This window comes from Blastococcus sp. CT_GayMR19 (assembly GCF_004570385.1).
Classification (GTDB): Bacteria; Actinomycetota; Actinomycetes; order Mycobacteriales; family Geodermatophilaceae; genus Blastococcus_B.
The window spans coordinates 140595-164678 of the sequence record NZ_SPQL01000004.1; the positions used below are offsets into that span (position 1 = coordinate 140595).

General features: G+C 73.5%; 22 protein-coding genes. 12 read left to right on the plus strand and 10 right to left on the minus strand.

From position 1 onward, the window contains the following. Positions 1 to 93: 93 nt before the first annotated feature. The 3 genes from purB to E4P39_RS07560 all read left to right on the plus strand — a co-directional run bounded on the left by purB (position 94) and on the right by E4P39_RS07560 (position 3106). Positions 94 to 1401, plus strand: a complete 1308-nt coding sequence (gene purB / locus E4P39_RS07550; RefSeq protein ID WP_135135787.1) for an adenylosuccinate lyase — start codon at positions 94 to 96, stop codon at positions 1399 to 1401. A gap of 65 nt (positions 1402 to 1466) precedes the next feature. After that, positions 1467 to 2342 carry a phosphoribosylaminoimidazolesuccinocarboxamide synthase gene (locus E4P39_RS07555; protein ID WP_245159697.1) on the plus strand — a complete coding sequence of 292 codons (876 nt, stop codon included), beginning with the start codon at positions 1467 to 1469 and terminating at the stop codon, positions 2340 to 2342. Continuing rightward, positions 2342 to 3106: an alpha/beta hydrolase gene (locus tag E4P39_RS07560; RefSeq protein WP_135135789.1), complete on the plus strand. Its 765-nt coding sequence runs from the start codon at positions 2342 to 2344 to the stop codon at positions 3104 to 3106. Before E4P39_RS07555 ends, E4P39_RS07560 begins: the two co-directional genes overlap by 1 nt. Before the next feature lie 14 nt (positions 3107 to 3120). Here E4P39_RS07560 and E4P39_RS07565 read toward each other — a convergent pair whose 3' ends face one another. The 4 genes from E4P39_RS07565 to E4P39_RS07580 all read right to left on the minus strand — a co-directional run bounded on the left by E4P39_RS07565 (position 3121) and on the right by E4P39_RS07580 (position 7361). Beyond that, entirely contained in the window at positions 3121 to 3606 is a 486-nt protein-coding gene (locus E4P39_RS07565) for a hypothetical protein (protein ID WP_135135790.1), read from the minus strand. Between the two features lie 89 nt (positions 3607 to 3695). Next, the gene (locus E4P39_RS07570) at positions 3696 to 4190 is read right to left on the minus strand and encodes a hypothetical protein (RefSeq protein ID WP_135135791.1); all 495 of its coding nucleotides are present in this window, start codon (positions 4188 to 4190) and stop codon (positions 3696 to 3698) included. A 223-nt stretch (positions 4191 to 4413) separates the two neighbouring features. Beyond that, a complete protein-coding gene (locus E4P39_RS07575; protein WP_135135792.1) occupies positions 4414 to 4899 on the minus strand; it encodes a hypothetical protein in 486 nt (161 codons plus the stop codon). Between the two features lie 146 nt (positions 4900 to 5045). After that, the gene (locus E4P39_RS07580) at positions 5046 to 7361 is read right to left on the minus strand and encodes an Ig-like domain-containing protein (RefSeq protein WP_209306418.1); all 2316 of its coding nucleotides are present in this window, start codon (positions 7359 to 7361) and stop codon (positions 5046 to 5048) included. A 124-nt stretch (positions 7362 to 7485) separates the two neighbouring features. Between E4P39_RS07580 and purS the strand changes: the two genes are divergently transcribed. Genes purS through E4P39_RS07600 form a run of 4 tightly spaced genes read left to right on the plus strand, consistent with a single transcriptional unit; the run spans position 7486 to position 11076 of the window. Beyond that, the gene (purS, locus tag E4P39_RS07585; RefSeq protein WP_135135794.1) at positions 7486 to 7725 is read left to right on the plus strand and encodes a phosphoribosylformylglycinamidine synthase subunit PurS; all 240 of its coding nucleotides are present in this window, start codon (positions 7486 to 7488) and stop codon (positions 7723 to 7725) included. 14 nt (positions 7726 to 7739) lie between these two features. Further along, on the plus strand, positions 7740 to 8411 hold the full coding sequence (gene purQ / locus E4P39_RS07590) for a phosphoribosylformylglycinamidine synthase subunit PurQ (RefSeq protein WP_135135795.1): 672 nt from the start codon (positions 7740 to 7742) through the stop codon (positions 8409 to 8411). Continuing rightward, a complete protein-coding gene (gene purL / locus E4P39_RS07595; RefSeq protein ID WP_135135796.1) occupies positions 8408 to 10693 on the plus strand; it encodes a phosphoribosylformylglycinamidine synthase subunit PurL in 2286 nt (761 codons plus the stop codon). Before purQ ends, purL begins: the two co-directional genes overlap by 4 nt. Continuing rightward, complete coding sequence (locus E4P39_RS07600; RefSeq protein ID WP_135135797.1) at positions 10693 to 11076, plus strand: sterol carrier family protein; 384 nt, start codon at positions 10693 to 10695, stop codon at positions 11074 to 11076. The genes purL and E4P39_RS07600 overlap by 1 nt, the downstream gene beginning before the upstream one ends. Positions 11077 to 11187: 111 nt before the next feature. Here the strand turns inward: E4P39_RS07600 and E4P39_RS22245 are convergent, their stop codons facing one another. Both E4P39_RS22245 and E4P39_RS07605 read right to left on the minus strand, forming a co-directional pair. Then, positions 11188 to 11331, minus strand: a complete 144-nt coding sequence (locus E4P39_RS22245; RefSeq protein ID WP_167761674.1) for a hypothetical protein — start codon at positions 11329 to 11331, stop codon at positions 11188 to 11190. Continuing rightward, a complete protein-coding gene (locus tag E4P39_RS07605) occupies positions 11328 to 12752 on the minus strand; it encodes an OFA family MFS transporter (RefSeq protein ID WP_209306419.1) in 1425 nt (474 codons plus the stop codon). Before E4P39_RS07605 ends, E4P39_RS22245 begins: the two co-directional genes overlap by 4 nt. 317 nt (positions 12753 to 13069) lie before the next feature. Here E4P39_RS07605 and purF point away from each other — a divergent pair, with 317 nt between their 5' ends. After that, positions 13070 to 14608, plus strand: coding sequence for an amidophosphoribosyltransferase (gene purF, locus E4P39_RS07610; RefSeq protein ID WP_135135799.1), 1539 nt, complete (start codon positions 13070 to 13072; stop codon positions 14606 to 14608). After that, positions 14605 to 15663, plus strand: coding sequence for a phosphoribosylformylglycinamidine cyclo-ligase (purM, locus tag E4P39_RS07615; protein ID WP_135135800.1), 1059 nt, complete (start codon positions 14605 to 14607; stop codon positions 15661 to 15663). The genes purF and purM overlap by 4 nt, the downstream gene beginning before the upstream one ends. Before the next feature lie 163 nt (positions 15664 to 15826). On the opposite strand, the gene E4P39_RS07620 is transcribed toward purM, so the two are convergent. Next, positions 15827 to 16051 carry a DUF3073 domain-containing protein gene (locus E4P39_RS07620; RefSeq protein ID WP_135135801.1) on the minus strand — a complete coding sequence of 75 codons (225 nt, stop codon included), beginning with the start codon at positions 16049 to 16051 and terminating at the stop codon, positions 15827 to 15829. Positions 16052 to 16758: 707 nt separating this feature from the next. Further along, positions 16759 to 17823 carry a Glu/Leu/Phe/Val dehydrogenase dimerization domain-containing protein gene (locus E4P39_RS07625; RefSeq protein WP_135135802.1) on the minus strand — a complete coding sequence of 355 codons (1065 nt, stop codon included), beginning with the start codon at positions 17821 to 17823 and terminating at the stop codon, positions 16759 to 16761. 305 nt (positions 17824 to 18128) lie between these two features. On the opposite strand from E4P39_RS07625, the gene E4P39_RS07630 reads away from it, so the two are divergent. Further along, positions 18129 to 19403, plus strand: coding sequence for a M23 family metallopeptidase (locus tag E4P39_RS07630; protein ID WP_135135803.1), 1275 nt, complete (start codon positions 18129 to 18131; stop codon positions 19401 to 19403). Between the two features lie 138 nt (positions 19404 to 19541). After that, positions 19542 to 20423, plus strand: a complete 882-nt coding sequence (locus E4P39_RS07635) for an MBL fold metallo-hydrolase (protein ID WP_135135804.1) — start codon at positions 19542 to 19544, stop codon at positions 20421 to 20423. Positions 20424 to 20447: 24 nt separating this feature from the next. On the opposite strand, the gene E4P39_RS07640 is transcribed toward E4P39_RS07635, so the two are convergent. Further along, positions 20448 to 22625, minus strand: a complete 2178-nt coding sequence (locus E4P39_RS07640; protein WP_135135805.1) for a transglycosylase domain-containing protein — start codon at positions 22623 to 22625, stop codon at positions 20448 to 20450. A 224-nt stretch (positions 22626 to 22849) separates the two neighbouring features. Beyond that, positions 22850 to 23065: a hypothetical protein gene (locus E4P39_RS07645; RefSeq protein WP_135135806.1), complete on the minus strand. Its 216-nt coding sequence runs from the start codon at positions 23063 to 23065 to the stop codon at positions 22850 to 22852. 210 nt (positions 23066 to 23275) lie between these two features. Between E4P39_RS07645 and E4P39_RS07650 the strand changes: the two genes are divergently transcribed. Beyond that, on the plus strand, positions 23276 to 23965 hold the full coding sequence (locus E4P39_RS07650) for a phosphodiesterase (RefSeq protein ID WP_135135807.1): 690 nt from the start codon (positions 23276 to 23278) through the stop codon (positions 23963 to 23965). The last annotated feature ends 119 nt before the right edge of the window (positions 23966 to 24084 follow it).

Genomic DNA, 24084 nt, shown 5'->3' on the forward strand with positions numbered 1-24084 from the left:
CTGCGGGCCCCGGGGGTCGTCCATGATCACGCTAGCCCTGCGGGAGGATGTCCTCGTGGTGCGACGAGCTGAGCTGCGGCAGGCGATACCCCAATGATCGAGCGCTACACGCTCCCGGAGATGGGGCGGGTCTGGAGCGACCAGCACAAGTACGCGCTCTGGTGCCGCGTCGAGACGCTCGTGCTGGAGGCGCACGCCGCGGCGGGGCGGGTGCCGGCCGACGTCGTCGAGCCGGTGCGCAACGCGCCGCCGCCGACCCCCGAGCGCGTCGCGGAGATCGAGGAGACGACGCAGCACGACGTCATCGCCTTCCTGACCGCCTGGGCCGACAACACCTCGCCGCGGTCGGCGGCGGCCTACGTGCACCACGGCATGACGTCGTCGGACCTGCTGGACACCGCGCTCGCCGTCCAGCTCACCGACGCCACCGACGTGCTGCTGGCCAAGGCGGACCGGCTGGTCGCCGCGCTGCGCGACCACGGGCTCGCCCACCGGGACACGATCAAGGTGGGCCGCACGCACGGCGTGCACGCCGAGCCGGACGTGTGGGGACATCGCGTCGCCGACCTCGCCTTCGCGATGGCCCGGTCCCGGGACCGGCTGCGGGAGGCGCGCTCGCGCGTCGGTGTGGTGGCGATCTCCGGCGCCGTCGGCACGTACTCGCTGATCGACCCGTCGGTCGAGGTGTTCGTCGCCGAGGCACTGGACCTGCAGCCGGCGGACGCCTCCACGCAGGTGGTGCTGCGCGACTCGATCAGCGAGTGGGTCTCGGCGCTGGCGATCATCGCGACCGTCTGCGAGGCGATCGCCCTCGAGGTGCGGCACGGCCAGCGGACCGAGGTGCGCGAGCTGTCGGAGGCGTTCGGATCGGGCCAGAAGGGCTCGAGCGCGATGCCGCACAAGAAGAACCCGATCCGCTCCGAGCGCATCGCCGGGCTGGCGCGGGTGGTGCGGGCGGCGATCGTGCCGGTCATGGAGGGCATCCCGCTCTGGCACGAGCGCGACATCTCGCACTCGTCCACCGAGCGGGTCTTCCTGCCCGACGCCGCGATCACCACCGACTACCTGCTGCACCTGACCACGGGCCTGGTCGAGAACCTGGTCGTGGACGCCGCCCGCATGCGGGCCAACCTGGAGTCCACCGGCGGGCTGATCTACACGTCGTCGGTGCTGCTGGAGCTGGTCGAGGGCGGGTCCTCCCGGGAGGACGCGTACGCGCTGGTGCAGGCGGCGGCGATGGAGACCTGGAACTCGGGAACCCCCTTCCGGGAGACGCTGCGGAAGCGGGCGGCGGCCTCGTCGGTGGCCCTCGACGAGGCGCGGCTCGACGAGATCTGCCGGCCGGAGCAGTACGTGGCCAACCTCGGGCCGCTGTTCGACCGGCTGGCTGCGCTCACATGAGCGGACAGGCGCGTGAGCATCGCAGTGAGCGCCAGAGGAGCGGAGCAAGCCGCGGGAGCGAACAGGTGGTGACGCTGGACCTGCCGCTGGTCGCGCGGGGCAAGGTGCGCGAGATCTACGATGTCTCTTCCCCCGCCGCCCCCGACCGGCTGCTGCTGGTGGCGTCGGACCGGATTTCCGCCTACGACCACGTCCTGCCGACGCCGATCCCCGACAAGGGCCGGGTGCTGACCCAGCTGTCGGTGTGGTGGTTCGAGCAGCTCGGCCCGGTGCTCGCGGAGCACGGGGCGTCGCACCACCTGATCTCGGCGTCGGACGTCCCCGCGCAGGTGGCCGGCCGCGCGATGCTGGTGCGGCGGCTGGAGATGCTGCCCGTGGAGTGCGTGGCCCGGGGGTACCTGGCCGGCTCGGGGACCGTGGAGTACTCGCGCACCGGCGCCATCCGCGACGTCCCCCTGCCGGCCGGCCTGACGGAGGGCTCGCAGCTCCCGTCGCCGGTGTTCACGCCGTCGACGAAGGCGGAGGTGGGAGAGCACGACGAGGCGATCGACTTCGCCGCCGTCGTCACTGCCGTCGGGGCTGCGCGGGCTGCCGAGCTGCGGGAGCTGACGCTGGCGCTGTACTCGACGGCCGCGCGGATCGCCGCCGGGGCGGGCCTGATCCTGGCCGACACCAAGTTCGAGTTCGGCCTCGACGGCGCCGCTCTCGTGCTCGGCGACGAGGTGCTCACCCCCGACTCGTCTCGGTTCTGGCCGGCCGCGAGCTGGTCGCCCGGTTCCGTCCAGCCGTCCTACGACAAGCAGTACGTGCGCGACTGGCTGACGTCGTCCGGCTGGGACCGCGTCTCGCCGCCGCCCGAGCTGCCGGCCGACGTGGTCGCCGCCACCCGCGAGCGCTACGTGACCGCGTACGAGCAGCTCACCGGGCAGGAGTTCGTCTGATGCGACGGACCCGCGGCGGCATCGCGTACTTCACCGGCGGCACGGGCGACTCCCTGCTGCTGCTCCTGCACGGACTCGGCGCGACGGCCGCCGTGTGGCGCCGGCTGCTCCCGCTGGTCGAGGAGTCGTGGGACGGCCGGTGGGCCGCGCCCGACCTGCGCGGGCACGGCCTCTCGGTGGCCGAGCAGCCGTACGGCTTCGGCGTCCACGCGGCCGACATGGCGGCGCTCGCCACCGAGCTGGGGGCCTCCCGGGTGACCGTGCTGGGGCACTCCTTCGGCGGGGTGGTCGGCGCGGTGCTCGGCGGCGGCTGGTTCGGGGTCGACGTCGACCGGGTCGTGGCCGTGGGCGTGAAGATCGACTGGACCCCCGACGAGGTGGCCGGCGCCCGGCGCATGGCGGCCCGGTCCCCGCAGGTGTTCCCGACCGCGGCCGAGGCGGCCGACCGGCACCTGCGGCTGGCGGGACTGCGCGAGCTCGTCGATCCGGCGGACCCGGTGGCGCGGGCCGGGGTTCGCGTTGCGGACAGTGGTTGGGCCCCGGCACTGGACCCGCGGGCGTTCGGCGCCGTCGGCCCGTCCGTGGAGACCGTCCTGGCACGCTGCGAGGCGCCCCTGCGGCTGGCCGCGGGCTCGGGCGACCCGATGGTGAGCCTCGGGACGATGCAGCGGGTGGACCCCGACGCGGTGGTGATCGACGCCGCCGGCCACAACGCCCACTGGGAGGCGCCGGAGGCGGTCTGGCGGCTGCTCGGGGCCGGCTGAGGAGGACCGACGCGTCAGCTGTAGACGGGCGAAGGTGGCGACGTGGGGCCGACCCAGCGGCTGAGTACCGGCGTGACGATGTACCGGACCTCGCCCAAGGCGTAGGCGTTCGTGTCGGTGCAGGACTGGGTCGGCGCCGTGGGGTTGGCCGGGACGAACACGTTGGGCAGCCCGTTGACCGTCGTGCCCGTGCACGTGCCGGCGCCGACCGCCTCGGTGCGCGCGATGGCCGTGTTCGGCCAGACGATCCGCTGCACCTGGTACCCGGTCACGGCCCGGCCGCCGGGGAGCATCGCGGTGCTCCACGTCAGCGTGTAGACCGGCAGGTAGGTCGGTGCCGGCGTGGCCTTGGTCGCGCTCGGGGTCGCCCCCTGCGGGACGACGACCGCCTGCCCGCGGGCAGGTCCGGTTCCGGAGACGGCCCAGGCCGCCGACGCCGGTTGCGCCGCGAGGAGGACCGGCACGAGGACGAGAGCCAGGATGGCGAGTCGTCGGAACATGTCGGTCCTCCTCTCACGGCGAATGGAACGCGGGGACAGAATCTCGACCCGCGGAGGGGCGCCGCACCCGGCGGCGCCCCTCCGAGCGGTCAGGCGGAGGCGCCGGTCAGCGTGACCTGGACGCTGAAGGACGCGCCCTGGCAGCCGTTGTCCGCGGTCTGGAGCATCTCCAGGGCGCCGGGGACGGTGACCGCGGTGTCGGTCGAGTTGGCCGGCAGCGTCACCGGCGTCGCCAGGGTGACCGGCGCGGGGGCGATGACGTTGGCGGCGGCGCAGGTCCGGCCGGCGAGCGGGGTGGCCGTCACGGCGCCGAAGGTGGCGTTGGTCAGCCGGACCGGGAAGGGGTTCGGGTTGTCCACCAGGGCGACGACCGCGCCGACCGAGGTCGAGCCGTACCCGGCGACGGGCTTGGGGTAGAGCGAGGCGGTCGGGGATCCGGCCGTCACGGTCAGGCTGACCGCCGAGGCTGCCTGGGACGTGGCTGCGCCGGTGCCGCTGACGAGCCAGGCGGCGGCCGCGACGCCGCCGCCGACCAGAGCAACGAGGAACAGCGCGATGACGCCGGAGCGCTTGCCGAGCTTCATGGGTTCTGCCTTCCATCACCGTGTGTGACGGCGTGCTGCCGTCTCTCCTTCGGTGATACGCGGCAGGAACCGGGCCGAGAACGGCAGGACGGGCACTTCACCCCGGCGAGGGAGAGGTCCCACGCGGGGCTTGCGCAAACGTTGCGGAACAGCCGGGGGAACCCTTGCGGAAGCCGCAGCCGACCGATGTCGGGCCTCCGTCACGACCCGTGACGACGCCGGATCAGGCGGAGAGCGTGACCTCGACGGTGATCGTCGCGCCCTGGCAACCGGCCTCCGCGCTGCCCAGCATCGTCAGCGCGCCCGGCAGCTCCACGGGCACGTCCGACGCGCCCACGGCCAGCTCCACCGGGGCCGCGAGGGGCATCACGCCGGCGGTCACCGGGACCACGCTGCCGGACGCGCAGGTCCTGCCTGGCAGGGGTGCGACCGTGACGGCGCCGATCCGGGCTGTGGTGAGCCGCACCCCGGTGCCGCCGGTGTTGGTGACCAGGACGCTGACCCCACCGGTGCCGGCGGTCGAGTAGCCGGTCGGGGGCTCCGGGTACAGCGCGCCGGTCGGGGCGCCGGCCGTCACGGTGATGCCGGGTGTGCCGGCCGGTCCGGCGCCGGACAGCCACGAGGCCATGGCGCTGCCGCCCCCGAAGGTGGCCACCACGAGGGCGACGACGGCCGCCACGAGGAAGCCGAGTCGCTGGGGCAGGGCCACGACGTCCTCCTCGGTCCGCGGTTCCTCGCCGGTGCTCCGGCGTCCCTTCCTGCATCGACTGGCCGCGACGGGCACCTGAGGCTCCCGGGCGCGATACACCCGATCAGGCGACCCTGGAACACCCCCGAGCCGGCCCGGACGATGTGCTAGAAGACGCGCATACCGCTCGCCGGGGACCAGTTGATGGAGCCACCCTGGAACTGCTGGTAGCAGCCGCCGCCGCAGATCTCGTCGGTGGTCGGGTAGCCCAGGCGCCCGGCCTCGGCGCCGTGGCGGGCCCAGGCGTCGCGGTAGGGGGTGAAGACGGCGCGCATTCCGCTGGGCCCGGACCAGTGGATGGTGCCGCCCTGGAACTGCTGGTAGCAGCCGCCGCGGGTCAGGCCGCAGATCTCGTCGGTGGTCGGGTAGCCCAGGCGGCCGGCCTCGGCGCCGTGGCGGGCCCAGGTGTCGCGGTAGGGGGCGAAGACGGCGCGCATACCGCTGGGTCCGGACCAGTGGATGGTGCCGCCCTGGAACTGCTGGTAGCAGCCGCCGCCGGCGCGGCCGCAGATCTCGTCGGTGGTCGGGTAGCCCAGGCGGCCGGCCTCGCCACCCTGGCGGGCCCAGGCGTCGCGGTAGGGGGCGAAGACGGCGCGCATACCGCTGGGTCCGGACCAGTGGATGGTGCCGCCCTGGAACTGCTGGTAGCAGCCGCCGCCGGCCCGGCCGCAGATCTCCTCGGTGGTCGGGTAGCCCAGGCGCCCGGCCTCGCCACCGTGGCGGGCCCAGGCGTCGCGGTAGGGGGCGAAGACGGCGCGCATACCGCTGGGCCCGGACCAGTGGATGGTGCCGCCCTGGAACTGCTGGTAGCAGCCGCCACCGGCCCGGCCGCAGATCTCCTCGGTGGTCGGGTAGCCCAGGCGCCCGGCCTCGCCACCGTGGCGGGCCCAGACGTCGCCGTAAGGGGTGAAGACGGCGCGCATACCGCTCGCCGGGGACCAGTGGATGGTGCCGCCCTCGAACTCCTGGTAGCAGCCACCGCCGGCGCGGCCGCAGATCTCCTCGGTAGTGGGGTAGCCGAGCCGACCGCTCTCCCATCCGTGACGGCCCCAGGCGTCGTAGTAGGGGGTGAAGACCGCGTGGGCGCCGTTGCCGGTGGACGAGTAGATGGAGCCGCCCTCGAAGTTCTGGCGGCAGCCGCCGCCATCGGCGCGCAGCCCGCACTCCTCGTCGGTGGTCGGGTAGCCCAGCCGACCCTCTTCCCAGCCGCCGGCCGCCCAGTTGTCCTCGATGGCCAGAGAAACGACGTGGGTGCCCGTGTACTGGGTGTACCAGATGCTGCCCCCCTCGAAGAGCTGGCCACAGCCTCCGCTCGGCAACCCGCACTCCCGGTCCTCGAGCGGGAAGCCCAGGTCGCCGGAGGGACCGCCGGCGGCGGCGTGAGCGGCGGCGAAGTCCTGCATCACCGCGTAAGCGCTCTGGCCATCAGGCTGCAGGAGGACGCCTCCCTGGTGGTCCTGCCGGCGCCCGCCGGGGATGGCGTGCTCCGACACGGTGACCCACCCCAAGGTTCCGGCTGCCCCACCCAGGGCCCGGAAGCGCGCAGCGATGGGCGTCGGCTGGCCCGGCACGCCCTGGACTGCGTCCGTCAGGGGACTCGGCGGGTACACCACAGTGGCGCTCGAGGGGAAGACCAGCTGCAGCTGGTAGTCGTACGTCCGGCCGGTGACCAGGCCCGTGTCGGTGAACTCGGGACTGGTCGTCGTGGTGATCAAGGCCCCGTCCCGGTACACGTTCCACGGGCCGAAGGAGCCGTTCCAGATCAGCGACAATCCTGTCGGGTCCCCGGTCGCATCGATGACCAGGCCCGTCGGCGTCGCCTGCTGCGGTCGTCGGAAGACGTTCGTCGACAGCGGTCCGCTCCAGCCGCCCCCGTTCACCGCGGTGACCTGGTACCGGTTGTCGGAGGAGGGGAGCAGACCGGTGTCGGTCCACGTGAGGGCTGAGGTGGTGTGGACCAGCACCCCGTTCCGCCAGACCCGGTACTGCGCGGCGCGCGCCGCTGCGGACCACGTCAGGGTGGCCGAATCCGTGCCCGAGCCGCTGATGGTGAGACCCGAGGGCGCGGCGGGGTCGACCCACAGTGTCGCCGTCACGGTGCCGGTGGCGGTGTTCCCGTCGCCGTCGGAGACGCTGTACGTGAACGAGTCCGTACCCGTCTCGGCCAGGAAGGGCTTGTAATACAGCTGACCGCCCTGGAGGTAGGCGTCCCCCTTGGCGGCCGGGGTGACGGCGGTGTAAGTGAGCGCGTCGCCGTCGGGGTCGCTGTCATTGGCGAGGGCGTCGACGACGTAGTCGGTGCCGCCGTTGTTCCGGTAGGTCACCGCGTCGTCGACGACCACTGGCGGCTGGCCGGCCGCCGAGGCGGGAGCGGCGGGTAGGAGCACCAGGGCAGCGGCCATCACCGCGGTCAGTGAACGCACACCATCTCCTCGGCAGGCGCCCGAAAATGTCCAGCTCAGTCCAGGTTCCGCGACCACAGCGGCTCGGTGTGCGGGGCACGGCGTGCTCGGGGGCGGCAAAAACCGCCCAGGTACCCTCGGCGGCGTGGCACGGGTGGTCGTCGACGTCGTCCTGAAGCCGGAGATCTCCGACCCCCAGGGGCAGGCGGTGCTCGGGGCCCTGGGCCGGCTCGGCCACGACAGCGTGACCAGCGTCCGCCAGGGCAAGCACTTCGTGCTCGAGGTCGACGGCACCCCGGACGAGGCCGAGCTGAAGCAGATCGCCGAGACGCTGCTGGCCAACCCCGTCATCGAGGACGTCGAACTGCACCTCTCCGCCGACTGAACGGACGCTCTCCCTTGCGCATCGGTGTGCTGACCTTCCCGGGCTCCCTGGACGACGTCGACGCCGCCCGCGCGGTGCGCCTGGCCGGTGGTGAGCCGGTCGCGCTGTGGCACGCCGACCACGACCTCAAGGACGTCGACGCCGTCGTCCTCCCCGGCGGCTTCTCCTACGGCGACTACCTCCGGGCCGGCGCGATCGCGGCCCGCGCACCGCTGATGCAGGACGTCGTGGCGCGCGCCGGGCAGGGCCTGCCCGTGCTCGGCATCTGCAACGGCTTCCAGGTGCTGTGCGAGGCCGGCCTGCTGCCCGGTGCGCTGACCCGCAACAGTCACCTGCACTTCCGCAACCGCGACCAGGTGCTGCAGGTGGAGCGCGCCGACACCGCGTGGACGTCCGCCTACGCGACCGGGCAGCGGATCGTCGTCCCGGTCAAGAACGGCGAGGGCCGGTACGTGGCCGCGGACGCCGACCTGGACCGCATCGAGGGCGAGGGCCGGGTCGTCGTCCGGTACGTCGACGGCAACCCGAACGGCAGCAGCCGCGACATCGCCGGCGTGACCAGCGCGAACGGCCGGGTCGTCGGCCTCATGCCGCACCCGGAGCACGCGGTCGAGGACCTGACGGGCCCCGGCACCGACGGCCTCGGGTTCTTCACGTCCGTGCTGAAGGCCGCGGTGGCGGCATGAGCGTCGACACCGTCGAGATCGCCGCGAAGACCCCGGACGACGAGCAGCCGTGGGCCGAGCTCGGCCTGAAGTCCGACGAGTACCTGCGGATCCGCGACATCCTCGGGCGCCGGCCGACCACGGCCGAGCTGGCCATGTACTCGGTCATGTGGAGCGAGCACTGCTCCTACAAGTCGAGCAAGGTGCACCTGCGGCAGTTCGGCGACCTGCCGCACAGCGAGGCCCTGCTGGTCGGCATCGGCGAGAACGCCGGGGTGGTCGACGTCGGCGACGGCTACGCGGTGACCTTCAAGGTCGAGTCGCACAACCACCCGAGCTACGTGGAGCCCTACCAGGGCGCGGCGACGGGGGTCGGCGGCATCGTCCGGGACATCCTGACCATGGGCGCCCGCCCGATCGCGGTCATGGACTCGCTCCGCTTCGGCCGGGCCGACGCCCCCGACACCGCGCGCGTGCTGCCCGGCGTCGTCGCCGGGGTCGGCGGGTACGGCAACTGCCTGGGTCTGCCCAACATCGGCGGCGAGCTGCTCTTCGACGACTGCTACGCGGGGAACCCGCTGGTCAACGCCCTGTGCGTGGGCGTCATGCGGCACGAGGACGTCCGCCTCGCGAAGGCGGAGGGCGTCGGCAACAAGGTCATCCTCTTCGGGGCGCGCACCGGCGGGGACGGCATCGGCGGTGTGTCCGTGCTGGCGTCGGAGACCTTCGACGAGCACGGCCCGGCCAAGCGCCCGAGCGTCCAGGTCGGCGACCCGTTCACCGAGAAGCTGCTCATCGAGGCGTGCCTGGAGATCTTCGCGGCCGACCTCGTCACCGGCATCCAGGACCTCGGCGGTGCCGGTCTCTCCTGTGCGACGTCGGAGCTCGCCAGCGCCGGCACGGGCGGCATGCACGTCGACCTGGACGCCGTCCCGCTGCGGGACAGCACGCTCACCCCGGCCGAGATCCTGATGAGCGAGTCGCAGGAGCGCATGTGCGCGATCGTCGAGCCGGCCAAGGTCGAGGCGTTCCTCGCCGTCTGCCGCAAGTGGGACGTCCTGGCGACGGTCATCGGCGAGGTCACCGCCGGTGACCGGCTCACCGTCGACTGGCACGGCGAGCAGATCGTCGACGTCCCGCCGCGCACGGTCGCCCACGAGGGGCCGGTCTACGACCGGCCGATGCGGCGCCCGGCCGACCTCGACGCCCTGCAGGCCGACGACGCCGCGACCCTGCCCAGGCCCACCACCGGCGCCGAGCTGCAGGCGCACTGGCTGGCCGTCCTCGCCAGCCCGGACGGCGCGGACAAGACCTGGGTCACCGAGCAGTACGACCGCTACGTGCGGGGCAACACGGTCCTGGCCCAGCCCGAGGACGCCGGGGTCGTGCGCATCGACGAGGAGACGCACCGCGGCATCGCGCTGTCCCTCGACGGCAACGCCCGCTACGCCCGGCTCGACCCCTACGCCGGGGCCCAGCTGAACCTCGCCGAGGCCTACCGCAACGTCGCGGTCTCCGGCGCGACGCCCCTGGCCGTCACCAACTGCCTGAACTTCGGCTCCCCCGAGGAGCCCGAGGTCATGTGGCAGTTCGCGGAGGCCGTCCGCGGCCTGGCCGACGCCTGCCGTGAGCTGGGCCTGCCGGTCACCGGCGGCAACGTGAGCCTCTACAACCAGACCGGCGACGTCCCGATCAACCCGACGCCGGTCATCGGCGTGCTCGGGGTGCACGAGGACGTGCGGCGCCGGGTGCCGAGCGGCTGGCGGACGGCGGGGGAGACGGTCCTGCTCCTCGGGGCGACCCGCGAGGAGTTCGGCGGCTCGGCGTGGGCCTCGGTCGTGCACGGCCACCTCGGCGGCCGTCCCCCGGCGGTGGACCTGCCCGCCGAGCGCACGCTGGGCGAGCTGCTCGCGGCCCTCGGCCGGGACGGGCTGGTCGGCTCCGCCCACGACCTCGCCGACGGCGGCCTGGCGCAGACGCTCGCCGAGTCGGCGCTGCGCCACGGCGTCGGGGCCACCCTGCACCTCGAGGCCGACCCGTTCACCGCGCTGTTCAGCGAGTCCGCCGCGCGCGCCGTCGTCACGACGGCCGACCCCGCCGCCGTGCGCGCGGCCGCCGAGGCCGCGGGCGTCCCGGTCACCGAGCTCGGGACGACGGGTGGCGACGCGCTGGTCCTCGACGGGCTGCTGGACCTGGGGCTCGCCGAGCTGCGGGCCGCGTGGACGGCCACCCTCCCGGCGCTGTTCGGGACGCCCGAGGCCACGGTGGGCGCTGTGCCGACGGGCGCCGTCCCCAGCAGCTGATGCCCGCCCCGATCCCGGCCGAGGCGCTGAGGGCCGCGGTCGACCCCGTGCGACCGTGGCTGGCGGGGGAGAGCGAGCAGCCACCGCGCGCGGTCCTGGGCGCCGCGGTGAAGACGACCGCCCGCTGGCTGGCCCAGCACGTACCCGGCCGCTCGGTGGAGCTGCGGGTGCCGCCGCACGTCGCCGTCCAGTGCATCGAGGGGCCGCGGCACACCCGCGGGACCCCGCCGAACGTCGTCGAGACCGACGCCGCGACCTGGCTGCGCCTCGCGACGGGGGAGCTGACCTGGGACGCCGCCGTCGCCGAGGGCCGCGTCACCGCCAGCGGCAACCGCGCCGACCTCTCGGCCCACCTCCCCCTGCGCCCGCTCCGCCCCTCCTGACTCCCGCTTTCGGTACCGGAAGCGGGAGCCGGCGGCTCCGCTCTCGGTACCGAAAGCAGCGGCCCCCGCTCGCAGGACGCGAACGGGGGCCGATGGGCGTGCGGGTGAGCGTCAGCCGGTGAAGAGGTTGAGGGCGGTCTTGACGGTCTGGAACAGGCCGTAGGCCAGCGGAACCCCCACCAGGGTCCAGGCGAAGGCGATGAGCCCCGCCGGGGTGTGCGTGGACTGCTGGTCGTGCGAGGTGGCCGAGTTCATCGGGCGGCGCTCCGTTCCGGGGTGTGGTGCTCGTGGGTGAACTCCTCGACGGCCTCGGCGGACTCGTGCCACTTGGCGGCCACCGGCTTCACGAGCAGGTTCGCGACGAAGCCGACCGCGAGCAGGCCGACCATGATGAAGAGCGCGGGACGGTAGTCACCGGCGACCAGCTGACCCGGCGTGCCCCGCGCGTCCAGCACGCCGTTGATGATCAGCGGCCCGGCCACGCCCGCAGCCGCCCACGCGGTCAGCAGCCGGCCGTGGATCGCCCCGACCTGGAAGGTGCCGAACAGGTCGCGCAGGTACGCCGGGACCGTGGCGAACCCGCCGCCGTAGAAGCTGATGATCAGCGCGGCGGTGATCACGAAGATCCAGGTCGCGCTGCTGCCGAGCGTCGCCAGCGTGATGTAGAGCACGATGCCGACGCCGAGGTAGACCATGTAGATCGGCTTGCGGCCGATGTAGTCCGACGTGGACGACCAGACGAACCGGCCGGCCATGTTGAACAGCGACAGCACACCGACGAATCCCGCGGCGGCCGACGCCGCGACCAGGGACCCGTCACCGGTGCGGAAGAAGTCCTGGATCATCGGCGACGCCTGCTCGAGGATGCCGATCCCCGCGGTGACGTTGCAGAAGAGGACGGTCCACAAGAGCCAGAACTGCGGCGTCCTGATCGCGTTGTTCGCGGACACGTTCTCCGTCGTGACGAGCGCCTTCTTCTTCACCGTCGACGGGTCGAAGCCCTGCGGCTTCCAGTCCGCGGCGGGCACCCGCACGAGGAAGGCGCCGAACATCATGAAGAGCAGGTAGACCAGGCCCAGGGTCAGGAACAGCTTGGCGACGGCGTCGCCGCTGGCCACCGAGGTGGTGTCGGTCGGCACGTAGGCCGGGTCGTAGAAGCTCATCAGCTGACGGGACAGCGGCGAGGCGATCAGGGCGCCGCCACCGAAGCCCATGATGGCCATGCCCGTGGCCAGGCCCGGACGGTCGGGGAACCACTTGATCAGCGTCGAGACCGGCGAGATGTAGCCGATGCCGAGGCCGATGCCGCCGAGGACGCCGTAGCCGAGGTACAGCAGCCACAGCTGCTCGGTGGCGATGCCGAGCGAGCCGACGAGGAAGCCCGAGACCCAGAAGACCGCGGACGTGAACATGGCCGCACGGGGGCCGTTCCGGTCCACCCAGGTGCCGAAGAGGGCCGCGGAGAGCCCGAGCATGACGATGGCGATCGAGAAGATGATCCCGATCGCCGTCAGCGAGGTGTCGAAGTGCTGGACCAGGGCGGTCTTGTAGACGCTGGTCGCGTACGCCTGGCCGATGCACAGGTGGACGGCGAGAGCGGCCGGCGGGATGAGCCACCGGTTGAAGCCCGGCTTGGCGACGATGCGCTCCCGGGCCAGGAAGCTGGGTACTGCCACGGACGGATACCTCCGGGGGCGGGGATCGGCGCGGCCGGGCGGACGCTGCCAGGCCGGGAACCGGGAAAGTCGGTGCACAGCCGGTGGGACAGTACGACGCGGCATCAAATCGCGCGCGGCCAACCCGCAATCGAGATCCCGCCGTGTCCTCGCCGCTCCCTGCCCAGAACGGGACGGCCCTAAGCGCCGGCCGGGCAGGACTGTCGAGGGGCGGGCGCCCAGCCCGTGCGCCGGTGCCGTCGTGGAGGACGCGCGAGGTGAGCGGGGACATCCCGCCGCGTGCGCCTGGGGTGGACGGGCGCCGGTAGTCTCGGGGGGTGCCTCGCGGTGATGGACGGCTGACGCACGACCTCGACCCCCATGATCCCGGACCCCAGGACGCCTGTGGCGTCTTCGGTGTCTGGGCGCCGGGGGAGGAGGTCGCGAAGCTGACCTATTTCGGCCTGTACGCCCTCCAGCACCGCGGTCAGGAGGCGGCCGGGATCGCGGTGTCCGACGGCGCCTCGGTCGTCGTCTACAAGGACCTCGGGCTGGTCAGCCAGGTCTTCGACGAGCCGACCCTGGGCAGCCTGCGCGGCCACCTCGCCGTCGGCCACACCCGGTACTCCACGACCGGCGCCTCGACGTGGGAGAACGCGCAGCCCACCTTCCGGACGACGGCCGCCGGCACCGGGCTGGCGCTCTGCCACAACGGCAACCTGGTCAACACCGCCGAGCTCGCCAGCAAGGCCGCCGACGACGGCGTGGCCGGGGCGTTCGTCGCCACGAACGACTCCGACCTGATCACCGCGCTGATCGCGGCGGACCCCGATCTCTCGGTCGAGGCGGCGGCCATGAAGGTGCTGCCCCAGCTGCGCGGCGCCTTCAGCCTGACGTTCATGGACGAGGACACCCTCTACGCGGCCCGTGACCCGCAGGGCGTCCGCCCGCTGGTGCTGGGCCGGCTGGAGCGCGGGTGGGTGGTCGCCAGCGAGACGGCGGCGCTGGACATCGTCGGCGCCTCGGTGGTCCGCGAGGTCGAACCCGGTGAACTCATCGCGATCGACGAGAACGGGCTGCGCAGCCAGCACTTCGCCGTCGCACAGCCCAAGGGCTGCGTGTTCGAGTACGTCTACCTCGCCCGGCCCGACACGACGATCTCCGGCCGGGGCGTGCACGCCGCCCGCGTCGAGATCGGCCGGCGGCTGGCCAAGGAGCACCCGGCCGCCGCCGACCTCGTCATCCCGGTGCCCGAGTCCGGCACGCCGGCCGCGGTCGGGTACGCCGAGGCGAGCGGGATCCCCTACGGCCTGGGCCTGGTCAAGAACAGCTATGTCGGGCGCACCTTCATCCAGCCGAGCCAGACCATCCGGCAGCTGGGCATCCGGCTGAAGCTCAACCCGCTGCGCGACGTCATCCGCGGCAAGCGGCTGGTCGTCGTCGACGACTCGATCGTCCGTGGCAACACGCAGCGCGCGCTGATCCGCATGCTGCGCGAGGCCGGCGCCGTCGAGGTGCACGTCCGCATCGCCTCGCCGCCGGTGAAGTGGCCGTGCTTCTACGGGATCGACTTCGCCAGCCGCGCCGAGCTGGTCGCCAACGGCCTGGACATCGACGGGGTGCGCGCCTCGATCAACGCCGACTCGCTCGGCTACGTCTCCGAACAGGGCCTGATCGCCGCCACCGAGCAGCCGGTCAACCGGCTGTGCACGGCCTGCTTCACGGGGCAGTACCCCATTCCGCTCGGTGAGTCCGAGATCCTCGGCAAGCACGTCCTCGAGGGCATCGAGCACCGGGCCATCAGCGGCTGGACCGGTCAGCAGGCCGGGAGCGCCGTCGTCCCGGGTGGGGCCGAGGACGCGCTCGCGCGCCCATGACCGAGTTCACCTACGCGGCGTCGGGCGTCGACATCGACGCCGGCGAGCGGGCGGTCACCCTGATGAAGGCCGCGGTCGAGAAGACCAACCGGCCCGAGGTCGTGGGCGGCCTCGGCGGCTTCGCCGGGCTGTTCGCCCTCGACACCGCGAAGTACCGGCGCCCGCTGCTGGCGTCCTCCACCGACGGCGTCGGCACCAAGATCGCGCTGGCGCGGATGCTGGACCGGCACGACACGGTCGGCATCGACCTGGTCGCCATGGTCGTGGACGACCTCGTCGCGTGCGGAGCCGAGCCGCTGTTCCTCCAGGACTACGTGGCCTGCGGCAAGGTGGTGCCCGAGCGGATCGCGGCGATCGTCACCGGCATCGCGGCGGGTTGCACCCAGGCGGGCGCGGCCCTGGTCGGCGGTGAGACCGCCGAGCACGGCGACCTGATGGACGCCGACGAGTACGACCTGGCCGCGACGGCGGTCGGCGTCGTGGAGGCCGACGCGGTCCTGGGCCCGGAGCGCGTTCGGGACGGCGACGCCGTGATCGCCATGGCGTCCTCGGGCCTGCACTCCAACGGCTACTCGCTGGTGCGCCGGGTCGTGGCCGCTGCCGGCCTGGACCTGAACGCCACCCCGGTCGGCCTCGACCGGCCGCTGGGCGAGGAGTTGCTCGAGCCGACCCGCATCTACGCCCGCGACTGCCTCGCCCTGGTGAGCGAGTTCGGTGTGGACGCCGTGCACGCCTACGCCCACATCACCGGCGGCGGGCTGGCCGGGAACACGGCCCGCGTCGTCCCCGGGGGGCTGGCCGCGGTGCTGGACCGGGGGACCTGGCAGCTGCCGGCCGTCGTGCGGCTGCTCGAGGAGCACGGCGTGCCGCGGGAAGAGTCCGAACGCGCGTTCAACTGCGGCGTCGGCATGATCGCGGCCGTCTCGGCGGACGTGGCCGACGCCGTCGTGGACCTGCTCAGCGCCGCCGGCATCCCGTCCTGGGTGGCCGGCCAAGTCGGGCGCCGGACGGACGACGCCGCCCCGGCCGCACACCTGGTCGGCACCTACCGCTGACGTCCCGCCGTCCCGGAGTCCCGCCGTCCCGACGGCCAAAATGGCCGGTCCGGCCGGCGACCGAGGTGGCCATCGTGGCCGGACCCAGACCGCGCGCCACGAGACCACTGCCCCGGAGGGCGGCGGTCTCGTGGTGGACGCTGCGGCTCAGTGACCGCCGCGGTCAACGCGGGCTGGGCGCCCAGTCGTCGTCCGCGTCGTCGTCCGCCCAGCGGTCGGCGAACTCGTCGTCCTCGTCGTCGTCGTCCTTCGCCCGCGGAGGGGCGACGTACGACGACGGTGCACCGGTGAGTTCCTTCTGCAGGGCAGAGAGGTCGGTGTTGGGTGAGCTGTACTTGAGCTCACGGGCCACGCGTGTCTGCTTGGCCTTCGCTCGGCCGCGCCCCATTGGCTCGACCCCCTCGTTACGGAGTGCGGGAGCCCAGCTCCGGGCTGGACGGCCCGTGGCGACCCCGACTGAGTGACTGTGTCTCGGACAACCTTACGACACGGATCCGCGGCGGGCATACGTCCCTCCCCCATGAGGGCGGGAGGGGTCGGCGGAGCCCTGGTTCAGGGCAACTCGCATGTCCCCGTTGTCGAGGCAGAAGGTGCGGCCGGGGCGTACGCGACCTGGGCAGTGATCGAGCCGCGCCCGACGAGGCCCGTCCCGACGGACCAGATGTCATGACGGCCCAGAACCCCGAGCTGGCCGAATCGAACAGCCAGGCCGCCGCGATGCTGCGCCGAGCCTCCTGACCAGGCACAATCCAATCCCCGTGACTGGGGAGGGCCGCCCGGATGGGGTCCTCGTCCGTCGCCACGTCATGAGTCGGAGGATGCGCACATGAATACGAGAACGATTGCTGTCGTGGCTCTGGTGATCGCGGTGCTCTTGTTGTTCTTTTTCGTGATTCTGCCGCGCATCTAGTTGGTGCTCCTTGCGGTGGCAGGCCGGTAGCTGTCACCGCACGGCCGGCCGGATGCCTGACGTGATCGTCTCATCGGATCTTCGTCTGAGGCCCTCGTGGCCTCGTCCACCGTCACCGCCCTGAGCTGACGCAGAGGCAGGTGCAGCGCATCCTCGTCAAGCCGCTGGAAGCCGCATCGGCCGCCTCAGCGCGGCAGCCGGATCGTCGCCAGCCGGCCGACCGAACGGATGCGCTCTTCGGCCAGCCGGTCGGCCGCCACCGCGGGGGAGACGCCCTCGTCGTCGGCGGCGCGGAAGACCCGCAGAGCGACGTCGAAGATCCCGCTGGCCTTGGACTGCGCACGGGCGAAGGAGAACCCGTGCCGCTCGTCCTCGACCTGGATGACGCCCCCCGCGTTGACCAGGTAGTCGGGCGCGTAGAGGATGCCGCGCTCGACCAGCCGGTCGCCCATCGCCGCGGTGGCGAGCTGGTTGTTGGCGCCGCCGCAGACGATGCGGGAGGGCAGTACCTCGACGGTCTGCTCGTCCAGGGCGCCCCCCAGCGCGTTGGGGGAGTAGACGTCGTGCGGGGTGCGCACCAGCGTCGCCGTGTCAGGCACCGCCTTCACCTGCGGGTGGCGGGCCTGCACGCGCTCGATGGCGGCCGGGTCGACGTCGGTGACCACGACGTCCGCGCCGTCGTCCACCAGGTGGCCGATCAGGTGGGACCCCACCTTTCCGGCGCCGGCCACGGCGACGGTGCGGCCGGCCAGCGACCGGGAACCCCAGCAGTGCTGCGCGGCCGCCTGCATGCCCAGGAAGACGCCGTAGGCGGTGAGCACCGAGGAGTCGCCGCAGCCGCCGTAGGCCTCGGAGCGGCCGTGGGCGAACCGCGTCTCGCGTGCGACGACGTCGAGGTCGGCGTTGTAGGTGCCGACGTCGCAGGCGGTGAGGTAGCGCCCGCCGAGGGCCTCGACGAACCGGCCGTAGGCCCGCAGGAGCGCCTCGGTCTTCCCGGTCCGCGGGTCCCCGATGATGACGGCCTTGCCGCCGCCGAGGTCGAGCCCGGCCAGGCTGTTCTTGTAGGACATGGCCCGGGACAGCCGCAGGGCGTCGGTGACCGCGGCCTCCTCGCCGGCGTAGGGGTAGAAGCGCGTACCGCCGAGTGCCGGCCCCAGGGCCGTGGAGTGGATCGCGATGATCGCGCGCAGGCCCGATTCCTCGTCCGTGCAGAACACGACCTGTTCGTGACCCGAGCTAAGAACGTCCACCTGCAAAGCCTAGATCCAGGTCGTCGCCGAGCGGCGGGTCGCGCTCGAGTGCTCCCGGTGGGCGAGGCGCCGGTCGACTCTCTACCTGGGCGCGGGCGGTCGTCGGCGGAACGGCAGGACACGACTCGGTAACAAGCGTGGCGAGTGTGTTGCGTGTTGCGCTTGTGACTGGGGGTGACAGTGCGACTCTTCTGCGGCTCCACCCCTCCGCCCTCTTCCCCAGGGAGCACGAGATGTCCCACCGCCGTCCTCCGGGACCGGCCTCCGCGCGTCCCGGCAGTCGCCGGCCGATCGCGGGCCGGCCGATGCGGACCGTGCTGGTCGGTGCACTGGTCGGGGCCGTGCTCCTCGGGTCGGCGAACCCGGCCTACGCCCTCCCGCCGCCCCCGCCCAACCCGTCCGACAGCGAACTAGGGTCCGCCCGCGCGCAGCAGGACGCGGCCGCCGCCGAGGTGGGGCGCATCTCGGGGCTCGTCGCCGCGGCCGAGGCCGACCTGGAGCGGGTCGGCGTCCTCGCCGAGGCCGCCGGTACCGCCTATCTGGCTGCCGAGGAGGCCCTCCTGCAGGCCCAGCTGGCGGCGGAGCAGACCGCCGCGGAGCTGCGGGCCGCCGCGGAGGCCGTCGCCGCGTCGGAGGCGCGGATCGCGATGTTCTCCCGCGACAGCTACATCAACGGGGGATCGCTCACCAGCTCCGCTGCGCTGCTCGACGCCGAGGGCCCCGGCGAGCTGATCCAGCGCGCGGCCATGCTCGACTACGTCGCCGACAACCAGCTCGACGTCCTCGGCGCGCTGGAGGTGGCGAAGGTCGCGCAGGCCAACGCGGACTCCGCCGCCCGCGCCGCGCGGGACGAGATGGCGACCGCCGAGGAGATCGCCGAGGCGGCCAAGGCGGAGGCCGACGCCCAGCTCTACGCGCAGCAGGCCGCCTACGAGCAGGTCGCGGCCGAGAAGGCCGCCCTCGACGAGCAGCTGCAGGCCGCCCAGATCCATCTGCTGGAGCTCCAGGGCGCCCGGAACGCCCACGACCAGTGGGTCGCCCAGAAGGCCGCCGAGGAAGCGGCGGCCGCCGCAGCCGCTGCGCGGGCCGCGGCAGAGGCAGCCGCAGCCGCGGAGCGGGCCCGGGGGAGCTCCGCCTCGTCCGGGGGCGGCGGGTCGAGCGGCGGCAACGGCGCCTACGTCGCGCCGACGTCCGGCCGGGTCTCCAGCTGCTACGGCGCCCGCTGGGGCGTCACGCACTTCGGCGTGGACATCGCCGCCCCGATCGGCACGTCGATCTACGCGGCGCACGCGGGTGTCGTGCAGCGTGCCGGCTCGGCGACCGGCTTCGGCCAGGCCGTCTACATCCGCGGTGACGACGGCGCGGTGACCGTCTACGGCCACGTCAACCGCTACTTCGTCTCGGTCGGCGAGCGGGTCTCCGCCGGCGAGGAGATCGCCGAGGTCGGCAACCGGGGCCAGTCCACCGGCCCGCACCTGCACTTCGAGGTGCACCCCGGCGGCCAGATGTACGGCGGGCAGGTCAACCCGGTGCCGTGGCTCAACGCGCGCGGCGTCTTCCTGGGTGGTTGCGGGGGCTGACGCCACGGGGGCGTCCGCCCGGCCGGCAACGGCCCGCCAGCTCGGGGATGGCTGGCGGGCCGTTGCTGCTCCCGCCGGGCACCCCGTCCGCCCGGCCGGGGAGGTCGGCGGCTGAGCGGAGCCGCTACCGTCCACGGAATGGACGTGCCGGTCGATCCCCGCGGGGCGTGGGGCCTCGCCGGTCCGGGCGCGCTGCCCCCGGTGGCCGAGCTGGAGCCGCTGGTCACGCGCGTCCTCGCCCCCAATCCCTCTCCGATGACCCTGGACGGCACCAACACCTACGTGGTCGGCGCCCCGGGGAGCGGGCAGGCGGTCGTCGTCGACCCGGGCCCCGACGACGCCCCGCACCTCGCCGCGGTGGAGGCCGCGCTGGCCGCCCGGGACGCCCGGTGCGTCGCCGTCCTCGTCACCCACCACCACGGGGACCACGCCGAGGCGGCGCTGCCCTGGGGACGGCGGTTCGGCGCACCGGTGGCGGCCGCGAGCCGCGCCGTCGCCGGCGCGGACGGGCGGCTGCTGGAGCCAGGGGAGCGGCTGGTGCTGGCCGGCACCGCGGTCGACGTCGTCCCGACCCCGGGGCACACGGCCGACCACCTGGCCTTCCGTCTGGAGTCCGGCGCGGTGCTCGTCGGGGACCACGTCCTGGGGCGCGGCACGTCGGTGGTCACCCACCCGGAGGGCGACGTCGCCGCCTATCTCGAGTCGCTGCGACGGGTCCACGCCCTCGGTCCCGCGGCGCTCTACTGCGGTCACGGGCCGGAACTGACGGAGGACCCCGGCGCGGTCCTCGACTTCTATCTGGCCCACCGGGCCTACCGGGAGCGCCAGCTGCTCGAGGCCCTGGGACGGGGGCCGGCGACCGTCGACGAGCTGGTCGCCGTCGTCTACGCGGAGGTGCCCCGTCTCCTGTGGCCGGCCGCCGCGCAGTCCACCCGCGCCACGCTCGCGAAGCTGCGGGCCGAGGGGCGGGTCGAGGGAGGCATCGAGCCCGGCGCGACGGCACCGGTGCGCCTGGCCTGACCGGGACGGCGCCGAGCGTCCCGGTCAGTCCTCGTCGGGAGCCGGCTCCTCCGGCGGCGGCGAGGCCTCGACCGTGGTCGGCGTCTCCGGCGGAGGCGGCGGCTCGGACGGCGGCGGTACCTCGGGCGGGGGCGGCGCCTCGGGCGGAGGCGGTGCCGCGGGCGCCGGCCGGGGTGGTGGGGGCGGTGGCGGCGGCGCATTCAGCCGCAGACCCGCGGGCGGGAAGGGAACGCCGGGCTGCCCGGAGAGGATCGGCTCCATCGCGTCCCGCCAGATCGGCGCGGCCAGCCGTCCGCCGTACCCGCCGAGGTCCTGGTTCTGCTTGGGGTTGAGCAGCATGACGCTGGCGGCGTACTGCGGCGTGTAGCCCACGAACGCGACCGAGAACCGGTCCTGGCTGGTGCCCGTCTTGCCGGCGATCTGGTGCCCGCGGATGGCGGCGCGCGTGCCGGTCCCGATGGGGAGGGCGGTGTCGCCGACCAGGATCTGGTTGAGCGTGGTCGCGACCGCCCGGGGCACGGCGTCCGGGGTGCAGACGTCCCCGGTGTTCAGCGGGACCCCGTCGCTGCCGGTCAGCGGCGCCCCCGTGCGGTCCAGGACGGCGGTCACCGCCACGGGATCGCACTGGGTGCCGTTCGCGGCCAGCGTCGAGTAAGCGCTGGCCAGCGCCAGGGGACTGGTCGCCTCGGCACCGAGGGTGAACGAGCCGCGGTTCTCGGCGACGACGGCGTCGGCGACCGGATCGAGGGAGAACAGCCCCATCCGCTGGGCCATCCGCACCGGTCCCTCGACGCTGCCCAGCCGGTCCTCCAGCGCGACGAAGTAGGTGTTGGACGAGCGGATCAGGGCCTCGGTCATCGTCAGCGTCGCGGGATAGCGGCCGACGTTCTGCACGATGTAGGGGTCGCGACCGTTCTTGTACACGCGGGACACATAGGGGTCGGTGGTGGTGATCGTGTGCCAGGCCGGGAGACCGCGTTCCAGCGCGGAGGCCGCGACGAACACCTTGTAGGTCGACCCGGCGCCCTGGCTCGCCGCGACGTTGAGGTTCACCGACTCCTGGGCGGGGTCGTTCGGATCGGGGCCGAACACCCGGTTCACGCTCATGGCCAGGACGTGCCCGGTACCCGGTTCCACCGCGGTGAACATGGCGGCCAGGGGGTCGCCGAGGGGGAGGTCGGCGGCGACGGATCGGTCCCCGGTCGCCTGCAGGTCGGGGCGCAGGGTGGTGTGGACGGTCAGCCCTCCGTTGTCGAGCACCGCCTGCGGGATGCCGAGCACCTGGGTGAGCGTGCGCTGCACGTAGTCGCAGAAGAACCCCGCGATCAGCGCATTGGCGCAGCCGTTGCGGGGCGGCTCCGAGGGGACGACGGCGACCGGCTGCACGGTGTTCTCGGCCAGCTCCTGGTCGGTGACGTGACCGAGGTCGTGCATCCGCTCGAGCACCTGGTTCCGGCGCTCCAGGGCGGCCTCGGGATTGACGATGGGGTCGTCGTTCCCCGGCGTCTGCACCAGCCCGGCGAGCATCGCGGCCTGGGGGAGGGTGAGGTCGGCCGCGTTCACGCTGAAGTAGCGCTGGGCCGCCGCCTGCACGCCGTAGGCGCCGCGGCCGAAGTAGACGATGTTGAGGTAGCGGGTCAGGATCTCGGACTTCGAGTACTGCTCCTCGAGGGCCAGCGCGAGGCGCGCCTCGCGCAGTTTCCGGCCGATGCTCTCCTCGGTCGCCGCCTGCCGCTCCTCACCGGTCGCCGCCGCCTGGAGCAGCGTCTGCTTGACCAGTTGCTGGGTGATTGTGGAGCCGCCCTCGACCACCCCACCGGCCAGGACGTTGCGGACCGCGGCCCGTGCCGTGCCCTTCACGTCCAGGCCACGGTGCTCGTAGAACCGCGCGTCCTCGATGTCGACCAGCGCCTGTGTCATCACCGGCGCGATCTGCTCGGCCGTCACCGGCACCCGGTTGTGCCGGTAGAACCAGGTGATCGGCGAGCCGTCGGCCGCCAGGACGACGGTGTTGCCGGCGGGGGTATGGTCACTCAGCACGCCCGGCAGGGGCGCGAGCAGGTCCGCCGAGGAGCGCACGGCCAGGCCGGGGCCGACGACCCAGGGCAGCATCAGTGCCGCCGTCAGTGCACCGGCGAGCGGCGAGCCCACGACCAGCAGCAGCCCGAGCGCCCGCCACCGCGGATGAGCTCGCCTGGACATCGGCCGCCTCGCCCCCTGCCGGCCGGTCCGTCGCGATCGGTCCGGCGCCGGACCTGCGCGTCGTCCGTGTCCGAACCACCGGACGGCGCAATTGGCAGCCTGCCGCGCGAACCCGTTCCGGAACAGATGGTCGGCCGCGACGAGATCCACCCGTGACCGGCGGGCCCACCGGGCTGTCCCGGCGGCGCGCTGTCCGCAGCCGCCGGGACGCCGGGCTCAGGGGCTCAGCGGATCGCGGGGATCTCGCTGGTGCTGGTGGTCGTCAGCGGCGACCACGCGTCGGGATGGGGCCGGCCGGCGTCGACGACCCACGAGCGGGCCGGCGCGCCGGAGTTCCCGCGGCGAGACGTCTCGGGGCGGGCGCTGAGGTGAACGATGAGGGCGAGGAGAACCAGCAGCCCGACGAGGACACCGCCGATGACCAGAAGCGTCGAGAGCATGTACAGAACGTAAGCGGAGGACCGGTCCGTGTCACCGAACGGCAGGGGGCAATAGTTCCCGAAGATCGCCGTTCCGGTTGCCACACTTCGCTGGTTGACGGCGGCGCGACCGCGCTCTACCCCGAGGCCGGCCGCCCCACGGGGTGGTCGTCACTGTAGAGCGCCCCGAGCGGCGCGGGGGTATGCAGGACCGACAGAGAGGGGACCGTCGTGGCCGATCTGCCCGGTACGGCCGGCCGGCTGGTCGGCCTCGTGCTCGGCGCGCTCGCGCGGCTGCGGGGCGGCAGGCCGATGCACCCGCGGGGTGCCGTGTTCTCGGCCGTCCTCGAGCGGCACGGGAACGGAGCCGGTGACCCCGTCGGCGTGCCGTGGCTCGACGCCCCGGCGACGGACGTCGGGGTGGTTCGGCTCTCCCGGGGTGCCGGGCTGCCGGCTCCGCTGCCCGATCTGCTTGGGCTCGCGATCCGGCTCCCGTCGGCGACGGACGCCCCGATCGACCTGCTCCTGTCGACGACGGGCCGAGGGCGGCTGACCCGCCTGCTGCCGGCCCTGCGGCGGGACGCCGCGGCCGTGTACTCCTCGATCATGGGATACCGCTCCGATGTGGGCACCCTGCGCATCGCGGCCCTGCCGGAGTCGGACGGCGTCCCCTCGGAGCCCGAGCAGCTCGCCGAGGAGGTGCCCCGGGAGGGCCTGTCCTTCACGCTGGCGGCCGCGCGCGGCCGGGGACCCTGGGTGCCGTTCGGGCGGCTGGTCCTGGGCGCCCCGGCGGAACCGTTGGACCCCGGCGTCCGCTTCGACGCGGTGCTCAACCCGCCGCCCGGCCTGGTCCCGGACGGTCCGATGGCCCGGTTCCGGGCTCCGGCGTACGCCCGGGCCCGCGCCGCGCACCGGGCCTGAGAGCGGCCCCGGCCGCTCACCCGATGGGGTTCGTCACTGGTTCGGGAGGGGGGACGCCGGGTAGACCGGACGGGATCGCCTCGAAACAGGGGGCCGTCGCCGAACCCGTCGAGCGGCAC